Below are 17899 nucleotides of genomic sequence, written 5' to 3' on the forward strand. Positions count from 1 at the left end.
TTTCGGTCAAATACATCACGCCTCAAACATGCCGGAGATCCCGGCGACCGACGAGAGGCAGCGCGGCCAGCGCTCATCGAATTGCGGCCAGGGAATTAGCCGCCGTAGCGACTTGCCGCGGCAACGGCCGCGATGCACTGGCGGCACCGCGGCGGTGCGGGAATACGGTCACGCCACAGCACACGTTCACCACCTGCTGGCAGCGCCTGACCGCCCTGCCGGCCGTCACCTGACGCCTCGCCCACCAGCCCCCACGAGACAGGGGAAGGAGTACGCCCTCACCACCTCCGGGTGCCGTGGAACCCCGGCGCAGCCGCAGCGACGCGCGACGACCTCGCCCGCGATCACGCGGGACAAACGGGGTGAAGCAGCAGCCCAGTAACGCACTCACGACCGCTGACGAATCGAGGTTAAGCATCAAGCGTACGTCCAGCAGTCCGGGCGTCTTCCCAGTTCAGAAGGGGTGTGAACGATGTAACCGGACGTCAAGTTCAGGGTAGCCAGCCGGTGCAAGTCCGGTCCGGGGAGACGCCAGGGTCCCCGGTAGCTGACTCCCGGCGTCGCTCGAAATGGTGGCGTCGAAGTGGAGTGACAAGCGCCCCTCGGGGGCGTGCAACCGACCAGTCCGCAACATGAAGTGAAGCCTGCAGCGTCGTCATTTAACCCCCCGCCCGCGGGCGGGCCAAGGAGGAGCCGAGCCTGTGCTTGATTGGCGAAGGCCACGGAAGACGATGTCGGACCTGGAGCGGTCGTCGAAGAACCTCCCGGCGTAAGGGGCGTGGAATGGCCGGAAGGTTGTCCTGGGAACTGGAGAGAGCCTCCTCGGCCCCGGGTATTGCGGCCCGGGAAGCGTGGCCTTCCTATAACCGGAAGAACCGGGAAATGGCGGGTTGCCGAGAGGCAGTCGGAGGGGGTCGTAGTAGTGACGATCGGCGGGACAACACAACCCGCTGGGAGCGAAGGGCCCCTGCTTCATCGATGCGATTCGAAAACAGGGAGGGACCCGGATGAGTGCCGTTTCGGCTAGTTCCATCCGCCGGGAGGAAGACGCCGCAGGGCCGGGTGGCCGTCCTCTGGACAAGGTCCGAGCCCTGCAACGGACGCTTTACCGCTGTGCCGAGCAAGAACCCGAACGCCGGTTTCACGCCCTGTATGGCCATGTCCACCGCATGGACGTCCTTCGGCGGGCGTGGGCCGGTGTGTGCGCAAACCGGGGTGCCCCCGGCGTGGACGGCATGACCGTCGACGCGGTGGAGACCTCGGGAGTGGATGCATTCCTCCAGGACCTTTCGCAGAGACTGCGGGCGCATACGTATCGTCCGGCAGTACTGCGACGAGTCCAGATTCCCAAACCCGGGCGGCCGGGGGAGTTCCGGCCGCTATCGATCCCCACCGTGGCGGACCGCGTGGTGATGACGGCTGCGAAACTGGTCCTTGAACCAGTATTCGACGCCCAGTTCACCGAGGCGAGCTACGGATTCCGGCCGAAGCGGTCCGCGATCGACGCATGCGAAGCAGTGCGTGTCGCCGCGAACCAGCGGCGGGAGTGGGTGCTCGAGGCCGATATCCGCGACTGCTTCGGCACGATCGACCATGAGGCGCTGATGGCCCAAGTGGCACGGCGTGTGGTGGACCGGCAGATGCTGAAGCTGATCCGGGCCTGGCTACGGATGGGAGTCCTGGAGAGCGGGGTGACCTCGCCTACCGGGGCAGGAACCCCACAGGGCTCACCGATTTCCCCATTGCTGGCAAATATCGCGCTGCACGTTCTCGACGAGGCGTGGCAGAACGAAGGATGCCGACTGGGGGTGCTGGTGAGATACTGCGATGATTTCGATGGCGTCCCGCCGAGTGGTGTAGCCGATCAAGCTGACGGAATCCCCAGGTCGCGGCCCGAATCACCCCCGCCGGAGGCCCTGTTGAGGCTCGCCGGGCCGGGACCAGTGATGATCGCACGACGGCTGGCAGCGGCACGTACCGGACGGCTCCAAAACGGAAGCGACGGACTGTGATCGGCTACACCACGACCGGGGACACGACCATGATTTCGTAGTCCTGTCGCCGACGGAGCAACGGGCCGCACAGGCCCGTGAATTGGCGGCACGAGTGCTGGAGCGGCTCGGGATGCGATTGCATCCCGAGAAGACCGGCATCGTCCGCCTCACCCGAGGTGGGCAGGGCTTCGACTTTCTCGGCTTCCACCACCGGAAGATGGAATCGTGGAAATGGCGGGGCAGGTACTACTTGCAACGCTGGCCCTCGGTCAAGGCGATGCGGGTACTGCGGGACAAAGTCCGTGCGGCGACCGCTCGTTCGAGGACTGAGCGGCCGGTATCCGCCGTGGTCGCCGATCTCAACCCGGTCCTGCGGGGCTGGGCGGCGTACTTCCGTAACGGGAACTCCGGACGGAAGTTCAACGTGGTCGACGGCTATGTCCACGAACGGCTGGCGATCTTCGCCAGCGCGAAACACAGACTTGCGGGCAGGAACTGGACCACCCGATTTACTTATGGGTGGATCACCCGGCTCGGTGTCTACCGCCTTACCGGAAACGTGCACAGGGCAACGGCGCATGCCAGCCGGTGAACGATGCCGGAAAGCCGTGTGCGGGAGAACTGCATGCACGGTTTGAAGCGGCGGGGACTGGAAACGGAGCATCAGCCACCGCGCCAGTCCCCGACCCTACGAAGTAGGACAGAGCGCACTAGCCGTCGGGTTGGGGGTGCTGGTCTGCCCCAGATCCATGGCTTCGCGCGGGAGTTGAGTTGGCTGGTCGCGAGGGCGGTGGCGTATGCGATGACGTCGGGGTTGGCGAAGGACCGGCCGGCGAGGGCGGCCTTGCGGAAGATGCGCCACCAGCCTTCCTGAAGGTTGAGCCAGCATGCGCCGACGGGAATGAATGCGTGGTGGATGCGGGGGTGGTCCTCGAGCCAGGTCCGGGTGGACACGCTGTTGTGGGAGGACAGGTTGTCGGTGACGATCCAGATCTGGCCGGTCGGGTTGGCGTCCTCGACCTGTTGCAGGAACTGCTGGTAGAAGACGCTGTTCCGGGAAGATGCGGTCAGGGTGGGGGGCCTGGCCGTCGGCCGGCCGCAGGCCGCCGTAGACCCATGTCTTCTCCGGTCCGCGGCTGTAGTCGAGCTCCGCTTTGATCCTGTGTCCGTCGGGTGACCAGGCGGGTGCGGGCGGGAACGTTCGGGGGATCACCGGCCCCAGCTCGTCAGCGCAGATCACCGTCGCGCGGTCGGGTGGCTGGGTGTAGAGGCCGATGATCCTTGTCCTTTTGGGACGAAGTCCGGGTCCTTCGACCGCATCCACGACCGCGTGCGAGGGTGTTCACTTCCTTGTGTAAGAGATGATCTTGCTGGGTGCTGGTCGGGCCCTGGCTGACACCAGGAATGTGACACACAGTGAGTGATGTGATGAACGAGAACTTCCCGTACGCCGAGTCCGACGAGTCCCGGCGGGAGGCGTCGCGCAGGTTGGCGGGGGCGATGTCGCCGGCGGCGATCGACCGGATGCTGGCGGACGCGGAGGCGGCTGGGGTCGGTATCGATGGGCAGGGCGGTCTGCTGCAGCAGATGATGAAGGCGGTCCTGGAGAGGGCCTTGCAGGTCGAGATGGCCGACCACCTCGGCTACGAGGCCGGCGACCCGGCCGGGCGGGGGTCGGGCAACTCCCGCAACGGGTCGTATCCCAAGACGCTGACGACGACGGCCGGGCCGGTCACGGTGGACGTGCCCAGGGATCGCAAGGCGGACTTCGAGCCGGTGATCGTGCCCAAGGGGCGGCGGCGTCTGGCCCAGGTCGACGACATGATCCTGTCGCTCTACGCACGAGGCATGACGACCCGGGACATCACCGCGCACCTCAAGGAGGTCTACGGGACAGAGGCGTCCCCAGCCTTGATCTCGAAGATCACCGATGTAGTGTCGGATGAAATAACTGCCTGGCAGAACAGGCCCGTTGACGAGGTCTACCCCATCCTCTACATAGACGCTTTGAGCGTGAAGGTCCGCGACGGCGGCATGGTCACCAACAAGTCCGCCCATCTGGTCATTGGTGTCGACGTGGACGGCATCAAGAATGTGCTGGGCATCTGGCTGCAGGACAACGAGGGCTCGAAGTTCTGGCTGAACGTGCTCACCCAGCTCAAGAACCGCGGCCTGAGGGATGCCCTGATCGTGTGCTGCGACGGACTGACGGGCCTACCCGACGCGATCAACACCGTCTGGGAGAAAGCCCAGGTCCAGACATGTGTGACGCACCTGATCCGCTCGTCGATGAAGTACGTGTCCTACACCGACCGCAAGAAGGTCGCCACCGCCCTGAAGCCGATCTATACCGCGAGCACCGAGTCCGAGGCGCTCAGCGCCCTCGATGAGCTCAGGACCGACTACGGCAAGAACTACCCTGGTTTGATTGCGAGTTGGGACCGCGCGTGGGAGGAGTTCATCCCCTTCCTTGCCTTCGACCGCGAGATCCGGCGCGTGATCTACACCACCAACGCCATCGAGTCCCTGAACTACCAACTCCGCAAGATCACCAAGACGCGCGGGCACTTCCCCTCCGACGACGCCGCGATCAAGCTCCTCTACCTCGGCATCCGCCGCATCGAGGGCCGCCACATCGACGGCGACGGCCCTATCCCCCAAGGCCGCGTCCGCGGCACGGGCACCCTTGGGTGGAAGCGGGCCATGAACCACTTCATGCTCGCCTTCCCCGACCGCCTCCCCCTCTGAACCCTGCAAGATCACCGAGAGTAACCACGTTCAGGGTCCGACCAGCAAGGACGCACACCTCTACATACACAAAGGAATTGACAACCTCCCGCGTCGCCACCGCACCCCCTCGGCGAGCAGGATGCGGCGCACCTGCGAGCGGCCGACCTCAATCCCTTCCGCACGTGCTGCCGAGGGAATCCAGCGTCCACTCGGCCGGCCCGGACTCGTCGAAGGCCCACAGTTCCCCGACGGGCTCCCACCGCAGTCGCCCCGGCGGCACAGTCTTGACCAGGGAAATGATCCGCGAGCGTTCTTGCTCGGTGATCCGCCGCTTGCGGCCCTGCCCACCCAGATCCTCAAGTCCCTGCAGGCCGAAGCGGTTGAAGCGGTGGAGCCAGCAGCGAACCGTTTTCTGGCTGCAGTCCAGCTCCACAGCGATCGCCGGCACCCGCAGCCCCGACCAACTCAGCTCGATCATCCGAGCCGGCATCACCACATCCCGCGGCGCCTTCCGCGCCCGCGACAAGCGGCGAACCACAGCCCGCTCGTCCTCATCAGATTCCGGTCGTGCCCATAAAACCATCGCCCAGCACCCGCAACTGCCCCGCCACCAGGACATATACCCAGCCAAAGAGGAATCCAGCACTAGTTCTGCCCGAGCCGCAGTCCGGTCAACTTGGTCCGTTTCCGAACTGTCTTGTGCCGCGCCGTCGACGAAAGATCGCAAACGCTTTACGCTGCGTGCTCGGCGGGTAACTAGCTGGGGGGCGAATGGCCGATCCGATCGAGATCGAAGCGCCGGACGATACGGGCTCGCCCACGTTTCGCCGGTACGAGTACCAGGTCCACATCGCTGTGCAGGCGGTCTTGGAGATGCTGGCGGGCGGGACGGTCCAGCACGTCACCTGCGAGCACATCGAAGACATTGTCGTAGCGCGCAGCGGCGATCCCCGGTGTGTCGCCGGCAGCCTGTTCTGGGATTTCCAGCAGATCAAGACCCGCGATTCAGTCGAGCCCTGGTCACTGAGAGACGTGATCTCCAAAGGGCCGTTGAGGAGCCTGTGGCGCACCCACACCGCCGTACAGGGCAGCGGGCTGGTGCTGGTCTACCAGTTGACCGCTGGCATCGAGGGCCACCTCGATCCTGCTGACGCCCCGGTCACCGCGCTGTCGAGGGGGGAGGGTGCTGCGAACGCGAACTGCCGCAAGCGAGTTGCCGCGCACCTGGGCGTGCCCCAGGACGCTGCGGTGGACGACTTTCTCGGGCTCGTCCGTGTCCGTACCCTGGCCCGGCGTGAAGACGTCGAGGCGCGCAACACGCGCGTCCTGGCTGATCTGGCGGGTCCGGAGCTTCCCGTAGGCACGGTCGACGCGCTCTACACAGAGCTGCTGCGCCGCACCCGCGAGGCCACACAGGGCCGTCCTCCGGCCCGGTGGACCGAGTTGCTGGCCATCGATTCCCCTCCGCCGGCCGTGCTGGGAAAGCGGATCACCATGGCTGTCATTGCCGACGTTCGCCAGCGGCTGACCCGGCCCGACCACGTACTGCTGGAGGACGTCTCCGAGGCTCTCCATGGGCCGGAGACCGCGCTCGTGCGCAAACTCCGCCAGGGGGCCGCCTCCAGGGACGTGATCGAGGACGCGAAGATGCTCCGGGCTCAGGCGGACCACTACCGGCTGAGGGAACAAGCCCTGGGAACCTGGCCCGACAACCTGGCCGTCGAGACGGACCTGGACCAGCGGCTGTTGCTGCTGGCCCGCCGTGTCGGACGCTCTCACAAAGAGCACCCGCAGCCGGCCGACGCCATCTTCGACGGCCTGCAGGAGGCGCTCCAGGGCAACCCTGGCGCGTACGACCGCCACCCCCTCTACGCCCAGGACGACGTCTTGCTCATGGGAAGGGCATGCGCCGTGTCGGACGAATGCCGATTCAACTGGGGGGACGTCCGTGACGCCTCCTGATACGGCCACGCCCGCGTCCGTAGCGCCGCCGGCCGACGGCCAGCCGCCCTCCGCCGACGCCCAGGCACGTCTGCTGCTTCTGATCGACGTCTTCTCGGAGACCAAGCGAAGCAAGGGCATCGAGGGCCGGATGAAGCTGGCCAAGCTCGACTTCCTGCTGCGTTACCCCCAGCACTTCAGAAAGCTCATGGCCGTCAGGCGGCCCACTACGGACGTCGGCGAAGACCCCTGGCTGACCGGCGCGATCGAACAGAGCATGATCCGCTACCGGTACGGACCCTGGGACCCGGCCTACTACGCACTGCTCGGCGCCCTCACGGGCAAGGGCCTGATCGAGCCCAAGCACGAGGACGCCGTCGCCACCTATCGCACCACCGCGGCCGGACACGACGTCGCCGTCGCCCTGGCGGAGACGGAAAGCTGGCGCCCCGTCCGCGACCGCGCGCGGCTCCTGCGGCGGCACCTCGACCTGACCGGCACCACCCTGAAGGACCTCATTTACCAGACGTTCCCCGACATCGTCGAGGCGGACTGGGGGACCCACCTGTGAGACTGCGCATCGAAGAACTGACCCTGGTCGGCACCAGCCGCACCGTACGCTTCGAACCCGGCATGAACGCCATCGTCGGCGCGATGAGCGGCGGCAAGACCGCCACCGTCAGCTGTCTGCGGGCCCTCTTGGGCGCCGACGTGAAGGTCGTCCCCGAACTGAGGGGGCGGACGATCTCCGGCACCGTGCTCATCGGCGAACGCCGCTTCCTCATTGTGCGCCAGCTGGTCACCACCACCACAGCCAAGGTCGATATCGCCGAAATCGGCGGCGAACAAGAACTCTGGCGGCTCCCCGCAAGCGAACTGCAGGCCGGCTACGACCAGACGTTCCGCAACTGGTGGCTCGACATGCTGGACCTGCCCGCCATCCGCGTCCCCCGTGCCCCCACGGATGACGCGAGCCCCCTGGTCCCCGTGACCATCAGCGACTACCTCATGTACTGCGTCCTGAAGCAGAAGGAGATCGACAACTCCGTCTTCGGCACCCCGGACAACAACCACAAGAACATCAAGCGCAAGTACGTCTTCGACATCCTCTACGGCCTCTACGATCCCGAGGCAGCCGGACTGCGAGAACACCTGCGCAAAGTTACAACCGAGCTCAACGCTCTCACCGCGGATGCCGCCACCCTGGAGCGCATCCTCGAGAACACGACCTTCGCTTCCCGCGCCCACCTCGAAGTACAGCGGCAGCAGACCGAGCAACAGCTCGCCCAGGCCCGACAGACCGACCTGAACCTGACCCAGGAACTCACCGACACCGCCACCGTCTCGCTGCGCACGCAGGTCAGCGAGGCGGAAGCCGAACTCGCCCGCATCTCCGACGCCTCCGCCGCCGAGGCCGTCTCTCGGTCCCGTCTGGAAGAATTGCGCGATCAACTCATCGCGCAAAGCCGCCGTCTCACCCGGGCCCTGGTCGCCGAACGGCTGCTGAACGACTTCGAATTCCACACCTGCCCGCGCTGCGGCGCCGGTGTACCCGACCGGGGCAACGAGAACACCTGCAGGCTGTGTCTGCAGACCCCGCCCCAGAGGCCAGCGCCGTCCACACTCGCCGCCGAGCAAGACCGCGTCATCGAACAGGTCACCGAGACAGAAGATCTCATCAAGCGCAGTACGAGCCGCCTCGACGAACTACAGGCAGCCCGCTCCACTCAGGCGCGCCGCCGCACCGACCTCGGCGAGCAACTCGACCGTGCCACGGCCACTTACCTCACCGACGCGACTGAACGCATCCGTGCGGTGGCTGCCCAGCAGGCTCGGCTGGAGGAACACCTCGCTCGCCTCGACGACGCCCTGGCCCTGCACGAGCGACTCCAAGGACAGAACGAACGCATCGCCGAGTTGGAGCGGGAACAGGAAGACCTCAACGACCGTATCGCCGCTTCCCGGCACAGCAACACGGCCGTCCACGAGCGCCTGAACACGCTCGACGCCGCCTTCGAAGCCACCCTCCGCAGTTTCGATGCGCCCCGCTTCGACAACCAGCCTGGCTCCCGCGTCAATCGCGAGACCTACATGCCCGTGGTCGACGGGCGCTCCTTCGCCGACCTTCAGTCCCAGGGGGTCGAAGTCCTCGTCAACGTGGCCCACGTCCTTGCCCACCAGAAGGTGGCGCTCGACGACGAGGCCATCCCCCTGCCCAACCTTCTGATCATTGACGGCATCAGCAGCAACGTCGGTCACGAGGGCGTCGACCTGGAACGGCTCCGCAAGATGTACGCCACCTTGCTGGAGACGGCCACCGAACACATCGATCGTCTGCAGATCATCGTCACGGACAACGACTCGCCACCCATCGACGGCATTCACCGAGCGCTGGAGCTCTCGGACACAGATCGGCTCGTCCCAGCAGCACCGTCGTCCGCTGAGGACAGCACTCATCCCGCTGAAGGCGATGAGGCTGCGCCCGAGAACAACGTCCGCGACCCCTCGTGAACTACCCCTCCATGGCCATGCACGGGCACTCGCAGCCCGCCGCCGGGTTCCGCGAATGAGCGTGTCTGAAAGATCGTGTAAGTCCGTGATGTGACAGCCTGGCCTGGGGCTCGGCCTCGGGCTCTTGGGCCGGGCGGATCGGACGAGTCATGGCAGACAAGACGGAACAGGTTGCTCCTGACGGCTGAGCACCGTGAGGGCGTGGCGCTCCAGCGTGCGCCGGTCGTCGCGACGGCCGTTCCTGGCCGTGGGCCGCAGGGACGCGGTGGTGCCGGCGGCGCGACGGTCGTGTCCCGCGACGTGGTGTAGCGGATCACGCGCTACGCGTTCCGGTTCGAGACCCGTGGCGATCTCTGCGGAGACTGCAGCCCACGAAGCCTCCCGGTAAGACGAGTTGGACATCCGATCGGTCATGGTCGGCGCCCTGGCCTGCGGATTCCGGTGTCTTGATCGCTTACACCACGTGGCGGGACGCCATCGGCGCGACCCCGGGCCGCGGCCAGTTCGGCCGCCAGATCCAGACCCTCGCGGGCAGCGATGGCCTCGGCGTTGCTGTTGACCGGTGTGCCGGACTCGGCAGGAGTGAGGCAGTCGTAGACGGCCTGCAGGGCGGGCCGGTGATCCGGGTACGCGGCATGGAGTCTCCTGTTGGCGTGCGGGCATTCCGAAGGCCCCGTTGCCTGAGGGAAACGGGGCCTTTGGGGGATGCGGATGGTGAGCGAGAGGCAGTCCGTGCGCGCGGCTCTCAGCGAAGCGGGCGCTGCATGAGCGGAGTGCCGGTGATGCAGGAGTGCGGGTACATCTCGCCACGGAGCGCTGTGCCTGTGGGCCCTCACTGTCAGACCCGCTCCATAGCATTGTCTGAGGTACCTGAGACAGGAGGGCAACGTGCCCGGCAGCGGCATCAACAGGCGTGAGATCGACAAGTGGGCCAGGAATCTGGTGAAGGAAACCAACAAGAGTCTGGAGAGGGCTCAACGACGGAACCCTCCTCGCGTCTCTGCACAGATCGAAGCCACATCCAGCGCGGTGACCGGCGAGGTGACCGGCTATCTGGCCCGGTTGCTGCTCTGGCTGGACGAGCGCGAGAAGTTGAACCCGGGAGGGTACACCGACGTCGCCACTTTCCCCGAAGAACTCGGGCTGGAGGATGAGGACCCGGCCATTCTGGCTCTCCAGCTCGACCAGCACGACCTGGTACAGCTTCTCCGGGGCATGGGGTCCAGGACCCATGTCCGTCTCACCGACGCCGGCCGTGTCGCCATGTGTGAGCTGAAAGACCTGCAGAAGGACCGCGCCGCCCGGATTCGACACACGATGGATGCTTTGCTGCGGTGGCTCTTCGACATCACCAGCGACCAGACACCCGTAAACCCGGCCCTGTTCCTCGCGACACCCGGCTCCTATTTCGCGGGTACCGAGATCAGTGGGACTGATCTGCGTCAGGCGCTCGCCTATCTCGCAGACCACAGTCTCATCGAACACGTCGACGCCGACCCGACCACGGTCGCCATCACGACCCAGGGCACGAGTTGCGCTCTGGCAGGAGGAAACGTGCAGGACTATGTGAACCAGCCCCGCCCCGGTAGCACGTACAACACCTATCTACCGAACGCCAAGGGCGTCATCATCGGCGAGCAGCAGAACTTCACCCAAAACAACACCGACGGTGTCGACCCGACGCTGTTCGTCCAGCTCGCCGGGTACGTCGGTCAGGTGAGTCCCATCCTGGGACTGTCCGACGAAGACCGTGTGGAACTGGAGCACGTCGCCCAGAACCTCCACACCGAGGCTACTTCAGGCAACCCCGAGCCGGGCCGCCTGCGCCAGTTCGCCACCCAGCTCAAAGACAAGCTCCTGGCGGGCGCCACCACCATGGCGGCCACCCAGGGCATCCAGATGGCTGAACAGGCCCTCGCCGCACTGATGCAGTAGCCGCTCCACAGTCCCCCGGGGATCGACTTTCGCCGCGTAGGCGATCGCCCTTCTCGCCGTGCGCAGTCCGATCGTCGTCCGCTGTGGAGGGCTGCGCACGGCCTCCTGGCCGCGTGAAGCTCGTGAGCCGGGCCCCGGGGATGGTTTCCGGCACCAGGGCCCGGCTGCTGCGCCATTCGCAGGGAGGTGGTCTGGCGCTGCCGTGCAAACGCGGGAATGGATCACCGGGTCACGGCCCGCCGGGACAATCTCCCTCCACGACGACCAGGACGCCTGAACCAGCGTCATCCCGTCGCCGTGTCCAACGTGGCACGACCTCACGGCCCCTGCCACGATGCCCGGGGGCGTCCTGCTACGCACTGCACAGCACGGGACGCCCCTCCCGCCGTGCGCGGCCGCCACGCCCCCCGAGCCGGCCGCGCACGGCGCACCCCGCACGGGTGGGGGACGCGCGTCGGCGGCGGCTTCGGCGCTCCGCGGTGTTCAGTCGTTGGCGCTCGGGTTGCTGGCCCGTGCGATGCCGTCCAGCTCGTTGTCGACGGCTTGGCGTTCGGCGGACCATTTGTCGAGGAAGTCCCGTACTTCCTGGACCTTGTCGGGGTCGTCGGCCTCTTCGGGATCCATGAAGACGAGTCCTGTGGAGCGGCCGTCGGATGCGGGTACGTCAACGATCTGCTGGTCCATCTTGCCTGTGAGCAGGATGTTCAGCACGGTCGCGAACTCGCGGTTCAGCTCGGGCGTGAACGGTGTGTCGCCCTCGGAACCGATGATGCCCTCGCGGCCCTGCATCAGGAGATGGATCGTCTCGTGAAGCGTCTGCGCCAGAGCTTTGTACTGGTCCGGGTCCATCCGGGCTTGGAGCGTTTCCATGTAGAGGGCTGCTTTCACTCCGGCCACCGTCTTCTCCGGGGGCGGTGTCTTCGTCGTTCATCCACACAGCCTCGTCCGGAACGCTGCCCTCGTCCAGCAGGCCGTTCGAGACCGTCTGCCCGGCTCCCGGCTCCCGGCTCCCGGGTACTGCGACGGCGCGGCCCCGACTCGACGTTCGTCAAGGGCCAGTGAGGGCCGCTGAGAGGGCGGAGAGTCCTGTGGATGGGTGGTCAGGTCAGGATGGCGGCGAAGGTCGTGGTGACGGCGGCGGCGAGGGCGAGGACGGCGGCGAAGGTGCCGGCCGCGCGGGTGAGGGCCGTCGGCCAGGTAGCGCCGTCAAGCCGGGCAAGCGCTCCGGCGCCGATGGCGGACAGCAGCGCGACGATGACAACGACGGCGACAGCGAGAAGGACGATAGCGACGCTCACGGCAGACTCCCGGGACACGGTGGGGTGTTGACAGGGACGAATCTCGCAATGCCGCTGTGCGCCATGGTTCACGGCGACAAAGATGGACACGGGCGCACACACCACCCCGGGGGACCACCACATGCACGACGACCCAGACAAGCGTGCGGCACACGCCGAACTACGCAGACGACTCGACGAGGGACGGGCCCGCGCAGACCTGAATCAGACGCAGCTCGCGACCAGGGCCCGGCTCGGGCGTGGGACGGTGTCGAAGGCACTCTCACCCCAGGGGGATGTGCCGTCAGTGGACACGATCACCAGACTGGGCCGTGAGCTGAAACTGCCGGAGGGCGAACTGCTGAAACTGCGGCGGAGGGCGGCCGGGGAGACAGACGCACCGCCGTCCGCCGGGTCGGGGCCGGGCCGCCCCATCAGCCAGTGGGACGCGCACGAACTGGAAGTGCACCCCGCCGGACCCGGCACGACCGCGTCAAGCGTCGACGGGACGCGGGCGCTTCCCGGGTACGTACGCCGCGCGCACGACGCCGTGCTGGCCGATGCGGTAGCGGCAGCCGCACGGGGGGTCAGTGGGATCGTGGTCCTGGTGGGGGCCTCCTCGACGGGCAAGACCCGGGCGTGCTGGCAGGCCGTGCAGGAACTGGCCGCGCAGGACTGGCGGTTGTGGCATCCCTTCGACCCGACCCGGGCCGAGGCCGCGCTGGATGATCTGCACCGGGTCGCGCCGCGGACGGTGGTGTGGCTGAACGAGGCCCAGCACTACCTCGGCGACCAGAAGGTCGGCGAGCGGATCGCGGCGGCCGTGCACCGGCTGCTGACAGACAAGGAGCGGTGTCCGGTCCTGGTGCTGGGCACGTTGTGGCCCGAGTACGCCCACGCCTACGCTGCCCTGCCCAAACTGGGCGGGGATGATCCGCACAGCCGGGCGCGGGAACTGCTGGCCGGCCACACCTTGAGCGTCCCCGACACGTTCGACAACGCGGCTCTGGCCGCAGCGACGGCTCTTGCCGCCGAAAAGGGCGACGCTCTGCTGGCTGACGCCCTCACCCGCAGCCGGGACAGCGGCCGGATCACCCAGGACCTGGCCGGAGCTCCCGAACTCCTGCGCCGCTACGAACAGCCCAGCCAGCCCGCCTCCCGCGCGCTGCTCGAAGCAGCGATGGACGCGCGCCGGCTCGGCGTAGGCCTCCACCTCCCCCAGGCATTCCTGACCGCCGCCGCCTCCGACTACCTCAGCAATGACGACCGCGACCAGCTCAGCGACGACTGGGCCGAACAGGCCTACGTCGAACTAGCCGAGCAGGTCCACGGCAAACAAGCCCCCCTGCGCCGCACCACGCCCCGCCCCCCACGACAGCCGCCCGCCCCCACCACTGACACTTGCCCCACTGTGCCGCCGCCCACAGGCCCGGTGCTCCGGCTTGCCGACTACCTCGAACAACACGGCCGCACCACCCGTCGCCGCCGGTGCCCGCCCGCCTCCTTTTGGCACGCCGCTCACACCCACCTCACCCAGCCCGACGACGTGGACAAACTCGCCCAAGCCGCCCAAAATCGCCACCGCATGCAATGGGCCCACCACCTCTTCCAGCAGGCCGCCGACCTCGGCGCCACCAGGGCCCTGGTCAGCCTGGCCGAGATGCGTAGGGAGGCCGGGGACCATAGCGGCGCCGAAACCCTCTCCCAGCAGGCCGCCGACCTCGGCTCCCTCGATGCCCTGCTTCACCGGGCCGAGATGCGTAAGAAGGCCGGGGACCATAGCGGCGCCGAAACCCTCTTCCGGCAGGCCGCCGACCGCGGCTACCCCGTTGCCCTGCTTTACCTGGCCCTGATGCGTAAGGAGGCCGGGGACCGGGACGGCTACGAAACCTTCCTCCGGGAGGCCACCGACCACGTCGACGACAAAGACATCAGTCTCCTGGCCCGTCTGGCCGAGAGGAGTGAGGAGGCCGGGGACCGGGACAGCTCCGAAGCCTTCCTTCAGCAGGCCGCCGACCGCGGCGACGCCGGTGCCCTGTTTCGCTTGGCCGACACGCGCGAGGAGGCCGGGGACCGGGACGGCTACGAAGCCCTCCTTCAGCAGGCCGCCGACCACGGCTACCCCGTTGCCCTGCTCAAAGTGACCGGGATGTGGGAGGTACTCCGGAGGGTGTGGCCGTACGGCCTGGACCCGGACGGCACGCCGACGCCTCAATGGCAATGATCCGTGCTACCGGCCAGGACGAGGCTCATTCGGGGGCGGTGGACGTACCGGCGGTGCTGGTCTAGCTGCCCGTCGTGGTGGCCTGTGGTGGTTCTTCCGGGAGTGCGGTGTCTTGGGCGGATCCGGGGACGTTGGTGGCTGCTTGGATGAAGCCGTCGACTACGCGGCCGAGGGCGGGGGCGCGTTCTGGTTCGTTGAGGCTGGCGGCGAGGTGTTCGGCGGCGAGGAGGTAGCCGCCTGCGAGGGGTTCGCGGAAGTAGAAGCGGGCTTGCTCGACGGAGACTCGGTAGGTGGCTAGGAGGGTGGAGGAGATGTAGCCGCTGAGTGCTGTCACGAAGGCGGTGAGTGATGCGAGGGTAACCGTTGTGGCGGTGTTGGAGGCAAGTCCTACGGCGACGGCGCCTGCAGATACGAGGAGAGCAGATGCTCCCATGACCCATTGGGCGAGGCGGAACGCTGATTTTGCTTGGTTGGTTGACAGCCTGTGATATTCGCGCAGGAGCGCGCGATTCGCGGCTAGTGGTGCATCAGGTTTCTGATCGTAGTTCAGACGTGCCGTCGTGACGTTGAATTCTTCCGCTCGGCAGACTTCTTCGAACGCCGCCCTTCGGTTTGCCACTCGAAATCCGACTGTACCGAGGGTAATCAGAAGTGCGATTGTGATAATCAAGAGCCACACGAATGGGGCGATGGAGTCAGGCCCGTCGCTGTCCGTAACAGAGAGAGCGAAAAGCTCGACACCGAAGGCGCACACCAGCACTACGGGTGCAGCGATCGCGAGGTCTTTTCGTGTGGCGGCTGACCGTGCTATTCGTGCTGCCTCGATGCGGGTGGCCGCCATCGCTCTGGCCGCCGCTACTGCGGGGCTGTCCTCAGTGCTGGCGTCACCCAGACTGCGGCCCGTCAGCCGGTACTTCGGTTGAGGCGTCCTCATCGGGGGTCTGTTCGCTCATGTGGTCCCTACTCGCTTGGGTCCGGTCACGTCCAGCCGGTGGGTCACGGTCGGCTCGTCGTTGCGGGCAGCAGGCGTCCAGGTGGCTGGACACCACGGAGGTGGGCATACTGAGGGTGCGCGCTTCGCGTACAGGTGCAGAAGGCCCCGGCAATCCCGCCGGGGCCTCGCTGCGTTCTGGGCCGCTACGCGACAGCGTGGAGGCCGCCCTTGCCGGGTTTGGGCGGGCGTTTGGCGTAGCCGGGGACCTTGATGGGCGGGGGGCCGCCGGCAGCGAGCTCTTGGGTCATGGACTTCTCGAGCTCGGTCTGGGACTCATAGCCGGCCACGGCGGGGTTGAGGGCGTAGCGGTGGCCGCGGCCGCCGCCGGAGCGCAGGACGATCCCGCGTTCGACGAGGAGGGCCATGGCGCGGCTCATGGAGGCCTGGCCGACGCCGAGGATCTCGTCGATCTCGGACTGCTTCATGCCAACGTTTCCGCCGGCGTCCTGGTGCTTGACCATGACGGAGAGGACGTCGATCGCCGTGGGGGTGAGCTGCAGCTGGTGGAGCATGCCGAGCAGGCCCGTGGTGTTGAACAGCATGTCGAGGATCCCTTCGGTCAGCCGACCTCAGACCTGGGGAACAGGCTGAGCTCGGGGGCCAGTTCGTCGGGGAACTTGGAGTCCAGTGCCATTGCCCGCAGCTCGGCCAGGAAGTCGTGCTGCTCCTGGCCGTTCCCGTTATACGCGACACGGGGGTTGAGCTGGTAGCTCGAGCGTTTGACCTTGCGGACGAGGTTCTTCTCGCACAGGGCGTCCAGGGCGTGGCCGATGCTGGTCCGCTTCACGCCGATCTCGTCCGCGATCTCGGCGTGGGTGGCCTCGATCTTGCCCTTCTTCTGGCGGCCGATCATGTTCGACAGGACGGCTGCCTGGAGCTTGCTGATGATGTTGTGCATGAGGCAGTAGGGCAGGACGCGTCGTGTGAAGTAGTTGCTCACGAGCGAGTAGCCGTCGGCGCCGAGCATGTCGTGCGGGGGGCGCCGGTAGACGACTGCCTTGACCTCGTGGACGGGCCCTTTCCCGAACTGCTCGGCGATGAGCCGGGCCAAGTCCGTCCCGTCATCTGCGCCAACAGCCCTTACAGGTGGCGGTTGTTGGGTCTGTGGCCCGGCGCGGCGTCCGCGCAGCGGGCGTGCCGCTTCACCCATGTAGATGATCCTTTCGCGTACAGGTGCTGCGACTGTACGGCAAAAGTTGTCAGCATCCGCATGTTACACGCCGGAGAGTTGCGGATCTCCGCAAGTCTATGTCGGCCGGCACCGACACTCTGCCTACGGTCCCTGTTGGCGACGGGCCGCGCCCGCGGTTCTCGTCGCGCGCCGGCCGCGCTGGCGGCTCTTTCCTGAGCACCCCTCAGGAGGGAGCCGTGCAGCCGGAGCTCGCCCCACGAGCATGGGCAAAACTTGCGACTGGTGACATGTTTCTGGAGAGTGTTGCGGATAGACGCATGTCTCTGCTGCTGCTGTGGGTGGCCGCCGACGTCCACAGGGGGCCAATGTCGGCGGCCACCGACATTACCTTTCGGAAAACCGCAGGTCAGAGGCTGTTTTTCCTGCCGCTCTCTTAACTAAAGAACCCTCCCACTGTTCCAGCTCCCAACCTCAGGCACTCAGCACACCAAGGAGCGCCTCGAACTTCCGCTGCTTCGCGGCCAGTTGCAGCACCTTCAGCTCCCTCAGCATTGCTGTGCTGCCTCGAGGCTTACGGTTTGTAGGAGCCATCCGATCTGTGAGCTGGCTTCGTGGATCGGGCGGGGCTTTTTCGTTGGTGGCGTGGCGGGGCCGGGGGCCCCGCTGGTTGTGGGGGCCTGGTGACCCGTCAGGCGCCGTTCCGGTCGCCTGGGGGAGTGTTGGGTGTGTGCGCGCCCGGAGGGTGCTCACACAGCTGCTGACGCTCTCTCACTCTCGTGTCTGTCGGGTCGGGTTGGGCCCGGAGGGCCCAACCCTTTCCCCATTTCCGTGGTTTACTTGTTCCACGGAATTCGGCATCATTCTTTCCGTCTTCACTGTGGGGGATTCGGAGAATCCCCCAGGACTCCCCGAAATGGCCTGGAAGGCCATTTCCCCACCCCTCACTCTAAAACCCGCCTGACACCCCCTCACAAACCCTCTCGACAAACCTCAACCCCCCACACCCACAACGCTTTTCGTGCCGGAGGCACGTACGTTTATGGATTCGCCCGGAGGGCGAATCCATAAACGCCCACCGCCGGAGGCGGGGGCAATTCGCGCGGGGACGCGCGAAACGAGCGGAGCGAGTATTCGCTCTTCCTCCGGCAGCCGAATACTCGC

General features: G+C 66.6%; 15 protein-coding genes. 8 read left to right on the plus strand and 7 right to left on the minus strand.

What is annotated here, in order from left to right; all coding sequences use genetic code 11:
* The first annotated feature begins 1235 nt into the window (after positions 1 to 1235).
* The gene (locus tag ABZV34_RS33385; RefSeq protein ID WP_356285145.1) at positions 1236 to 2012 is read left to right on the plus strand and encodes a reverse transcriptase domain-containing protein; all 777 of its coding nucleotides are present in this window, start codon (positions 1236 to 1238) and stop codon (positions 2010 to 2012) included.
* A gap of 112 nt (positions 2013 to 2124) precedes the next feature.
* Positions 2125 to 2586, plus strand: a complete 462-nt coding sequence (locus ABZV34_RS33390) for a group II intron maturase-specific domain-containing protein (RefSeq protein ID WP_356285110.1) — start codon at positions 2125 to 2127, stop codon at positions 2584 to 2586.
* 71 nt (positions 2587 to 2657) lie between these two features.
* Here ABZV34_RS33390 and ABZV34_RS33395 read toward each other — a convergent pair whose 3' ends face one another.
* Positions 2658 to 3065, minus strand: coding sequence for a transposase (locus ABZV34_RS33395; protein ID WP_356285148.1), 408 nt, complete (start codon positions 3063 to 3065; stop codon positions 2658 to 2660).
* Positions 3066 to 3482: 417 nt separating this feature from the next.
* On the opposite strand from ABZV34_RS33395, the gene ABZV34_RS33400 reads away from it, so the two are divergent.
* Positions 3483 to 4742 (plus strand): IS256 family transposase, encoded by a 1260-nt coding sequence (locus ABZV34_RS33400; RefSeq protein ID WP_356285151.1) that lies wholly within the window; start codon positions 3483 to 3485, stop codon positions 4740 to 4742.
* Between the two features lie 148 nt (positions 4743 to 4890).
* Here the strand turns inward: ABZV34_RS33400 and ABZV34_RS33405 are convergent, their stop codons facing one another.
* Entirely contained in the window at positions 4891 to 5202 is a 312-nt protein-coding gene (locus ABZV34_RS33405; RefSeq protein ID WP_356285113.1) for a helix-turn-helix domain-containing protein, read from the minus strand.
* Positions 5203 to 5495: 293 nt separating this feature from the next.
* On the opposite strand from ABZV34_RS33405, the gene ABZV34_RS33410 reads away from it, so the two are divergent.
* The 4 genes from ABZV34_RS33410 (at position 5496) to ABZV34_RS33425 (ending at position 11111) form a co-directional block, all read left to right on the plus strand.
* Positions 5496 to 6686, plus strand: a complete 1191-nt coding sequence (locus ABZV34_RS33410) for a dsDNA nuclease domain-containing protein (RefSeq protein WP_356285116.1) — start codon at positions 5496 to 5498, stop codon at positions 6684 to 6686.
* On the plus strand, positions 6673 to 7236 hold the full coding sequence (locus tag ABZV34_RS33415) for a hypothetical protein (protein ID WP_356285119.1): 564 nt from the start codon (positions 6673 to 6675) through the stop codon (positions 7234 to 7236). The genes ABZV34_RS33410 and ABZV34_RS33415 overlap by 14 nt, the downstream gene beginning before the upstream one ends.
* Entirely contained in the window at positions 7233 to 9176 is a 1944-nt protein-coding gene (locus ABZV34_RS33420; RefSeq protein WP_356285121.1) for a hypothetical protein, read from the plus strand. Before ABZV34_RS33415 ends, ABZV34_RS33420 begins: the two co-directional genes overlap by 4 nt.
* Before the next feature lie 888 nt (positions 9177 to 10064).
* Positions 10065 to 11111 carry a hypothetical protein gene (locus tag ABZV34_RS33425; RefSeq protein ID WP_356285124.1) on the plus strand — a complete coding sequence of 349 codons (1047 nt, stop codon included), beginning with the start codon at positions 10065 to 10067 and terminating at the stop codon, positions 11109 to 11111.
* A 483-nt stretch (positions 11112 to 11594) separates the two neighbouring features.
* On the opposite strand, the gene ABZV34_RS33430 is transcribed toward ABZV34_RS33425, so the two are convergent.
* Positions 11595 to 11981, minus strand: coding sequence for a hypothetical protein (locus ABZV34_RS33430; RefSeq protein ID WP_356285127.1), 387 nt, complete (start codon positions 11979 to 11981; stop codon positions 11595 to 11597).
* A 230-nt stretch (positions 11982 to 12211) separates the two neighbouring features.
* Complete coding sequence (locus ABZV34_RS33435; protein WP_356285130.1) at positions 12212 to 12409, minus strand: hypothetical protein; 198 nt, start codon at positions 12407 to 12409, stop codon at positions 12212 to 12214.
* A gap of 121 nt (positions 12410 to 12530) precedes the next feature.
* Between ABZV34_RS33435 and ABZV34_RS33440 the strand changes: the two genes are divergently transcribed.
* Positions 12531 to 14612: a hypothetical protein gene (locus tag ABZV34_RS33440; protein ID WP_356285133.1), complete on the plus strand. Its 2082-nt coding sequence runs from the start codon at positions 12531 to 12533 to the stop codon at positions 14610 to 14612.
* A gap of 61 nt (positions 14613 to 14673) precedes the next feature.
* Here the strand turns inward: ABZV34_RS33440 and ABZV34_RS33445 are convergent, their stop codons facing one another.
* From ABZV34_RS33445 to ABZV34_RS33455, 3 genes are all read right to left on the minus strand, one after another.
* Positions 14674 to 14946 (minus strand): hypothetical protein, encoded by a 273-nt coding sequence (locus ABZV34_RS33445; protein WP_356285136.1) that lies wholly within the window; start codon positions 14944 to 14946, stop codon positions 14674 to 14676.
* 803 nt (positions 14947 to 15749) lie between these two features.
* Positions 15750 to 16148, minus strand: coding sequence for a helix-turn-helix domain-containing protein (locus tag ABZV34_RS33450; protein WP_356285139.1), 399 nt, complete (start codon positions 16146 to 16148; stop codon positions 15750 to 15752).
* 17 nt (positions 16149 to 16165) lie between these two features.
* Positions 16166 to 16657, minus strand: a complete 492-nt coding sequence (locus tag ABZV34_RS33455) for a replication/maintenance protein RepL (RefSeq protein ID WP_356285142.1) — start codon at positions 16655 to 16657, stop codon at positions 16166 to 16168.
* Between the last annotated feature and the right edge of the window lie 1242 nt (positions 16658 to 17899).

This window comes from Streptomyces sp. NPDC005195 (assembly GCF_040608315.1).
Classification (GTDB): Bacteria; Actinomycetota; Actinomycetes; order Streptomycetales; family Streptomycetaceae; genus Streptomyces; species Streptomyces kaempferi.

Coding starts and splice junctions, on each gene's coding strand:
- ABZV34_RS33410 (WP_356285116.1), top strand. CDS start 5,496: ATGGCCGATCCGATCGAGATCGAAGCGCCGGACGATACGGGCTCGCCC.
- ABZV34_RS33405 (WP_356285113.1), bottom strand. CDS start 5,202: ATGATCGAGCTGAGTTGGTCGGGGCTGCGGGTGCCGGCGATCGCTGTG.
- ABZV34_RS33385 (WP_356285145.1), top strand. CDS start 1,236: ATGACCGTCGACGCGGTGGAGACCTCGGGAGTGGATGCATTCCTCCAG.
- ABZV34_RS33390 (WP_356285110.1), top strand. CDS start 2,125: ATGCGATTGCATCCCGAGAAGACCGGCATCGTCCGCCTCACCCGAGGT.
- ABZV34_RS33450 (WP_356285139.1), bottom strand. CDS start 16,148: ATGCTGTTCAACACCACGGGCCTGCTCGGCATGCTCCACCAGCTGCAG.
- ABZV34_RS33430 (WP_356285127.1), bottom strand. CDS start 11,981: ATGGAAACGCTCCAAGCCCGGATGGACCCGGACCAGTACAAAGCTCTG.
- ABZV34_RS33440 (WP_356285133.1), top strand. CDS start 12,531: ATGCACGACGACCCAGACAAGCGTGCGGCACACGCCGAACTACGCAGA.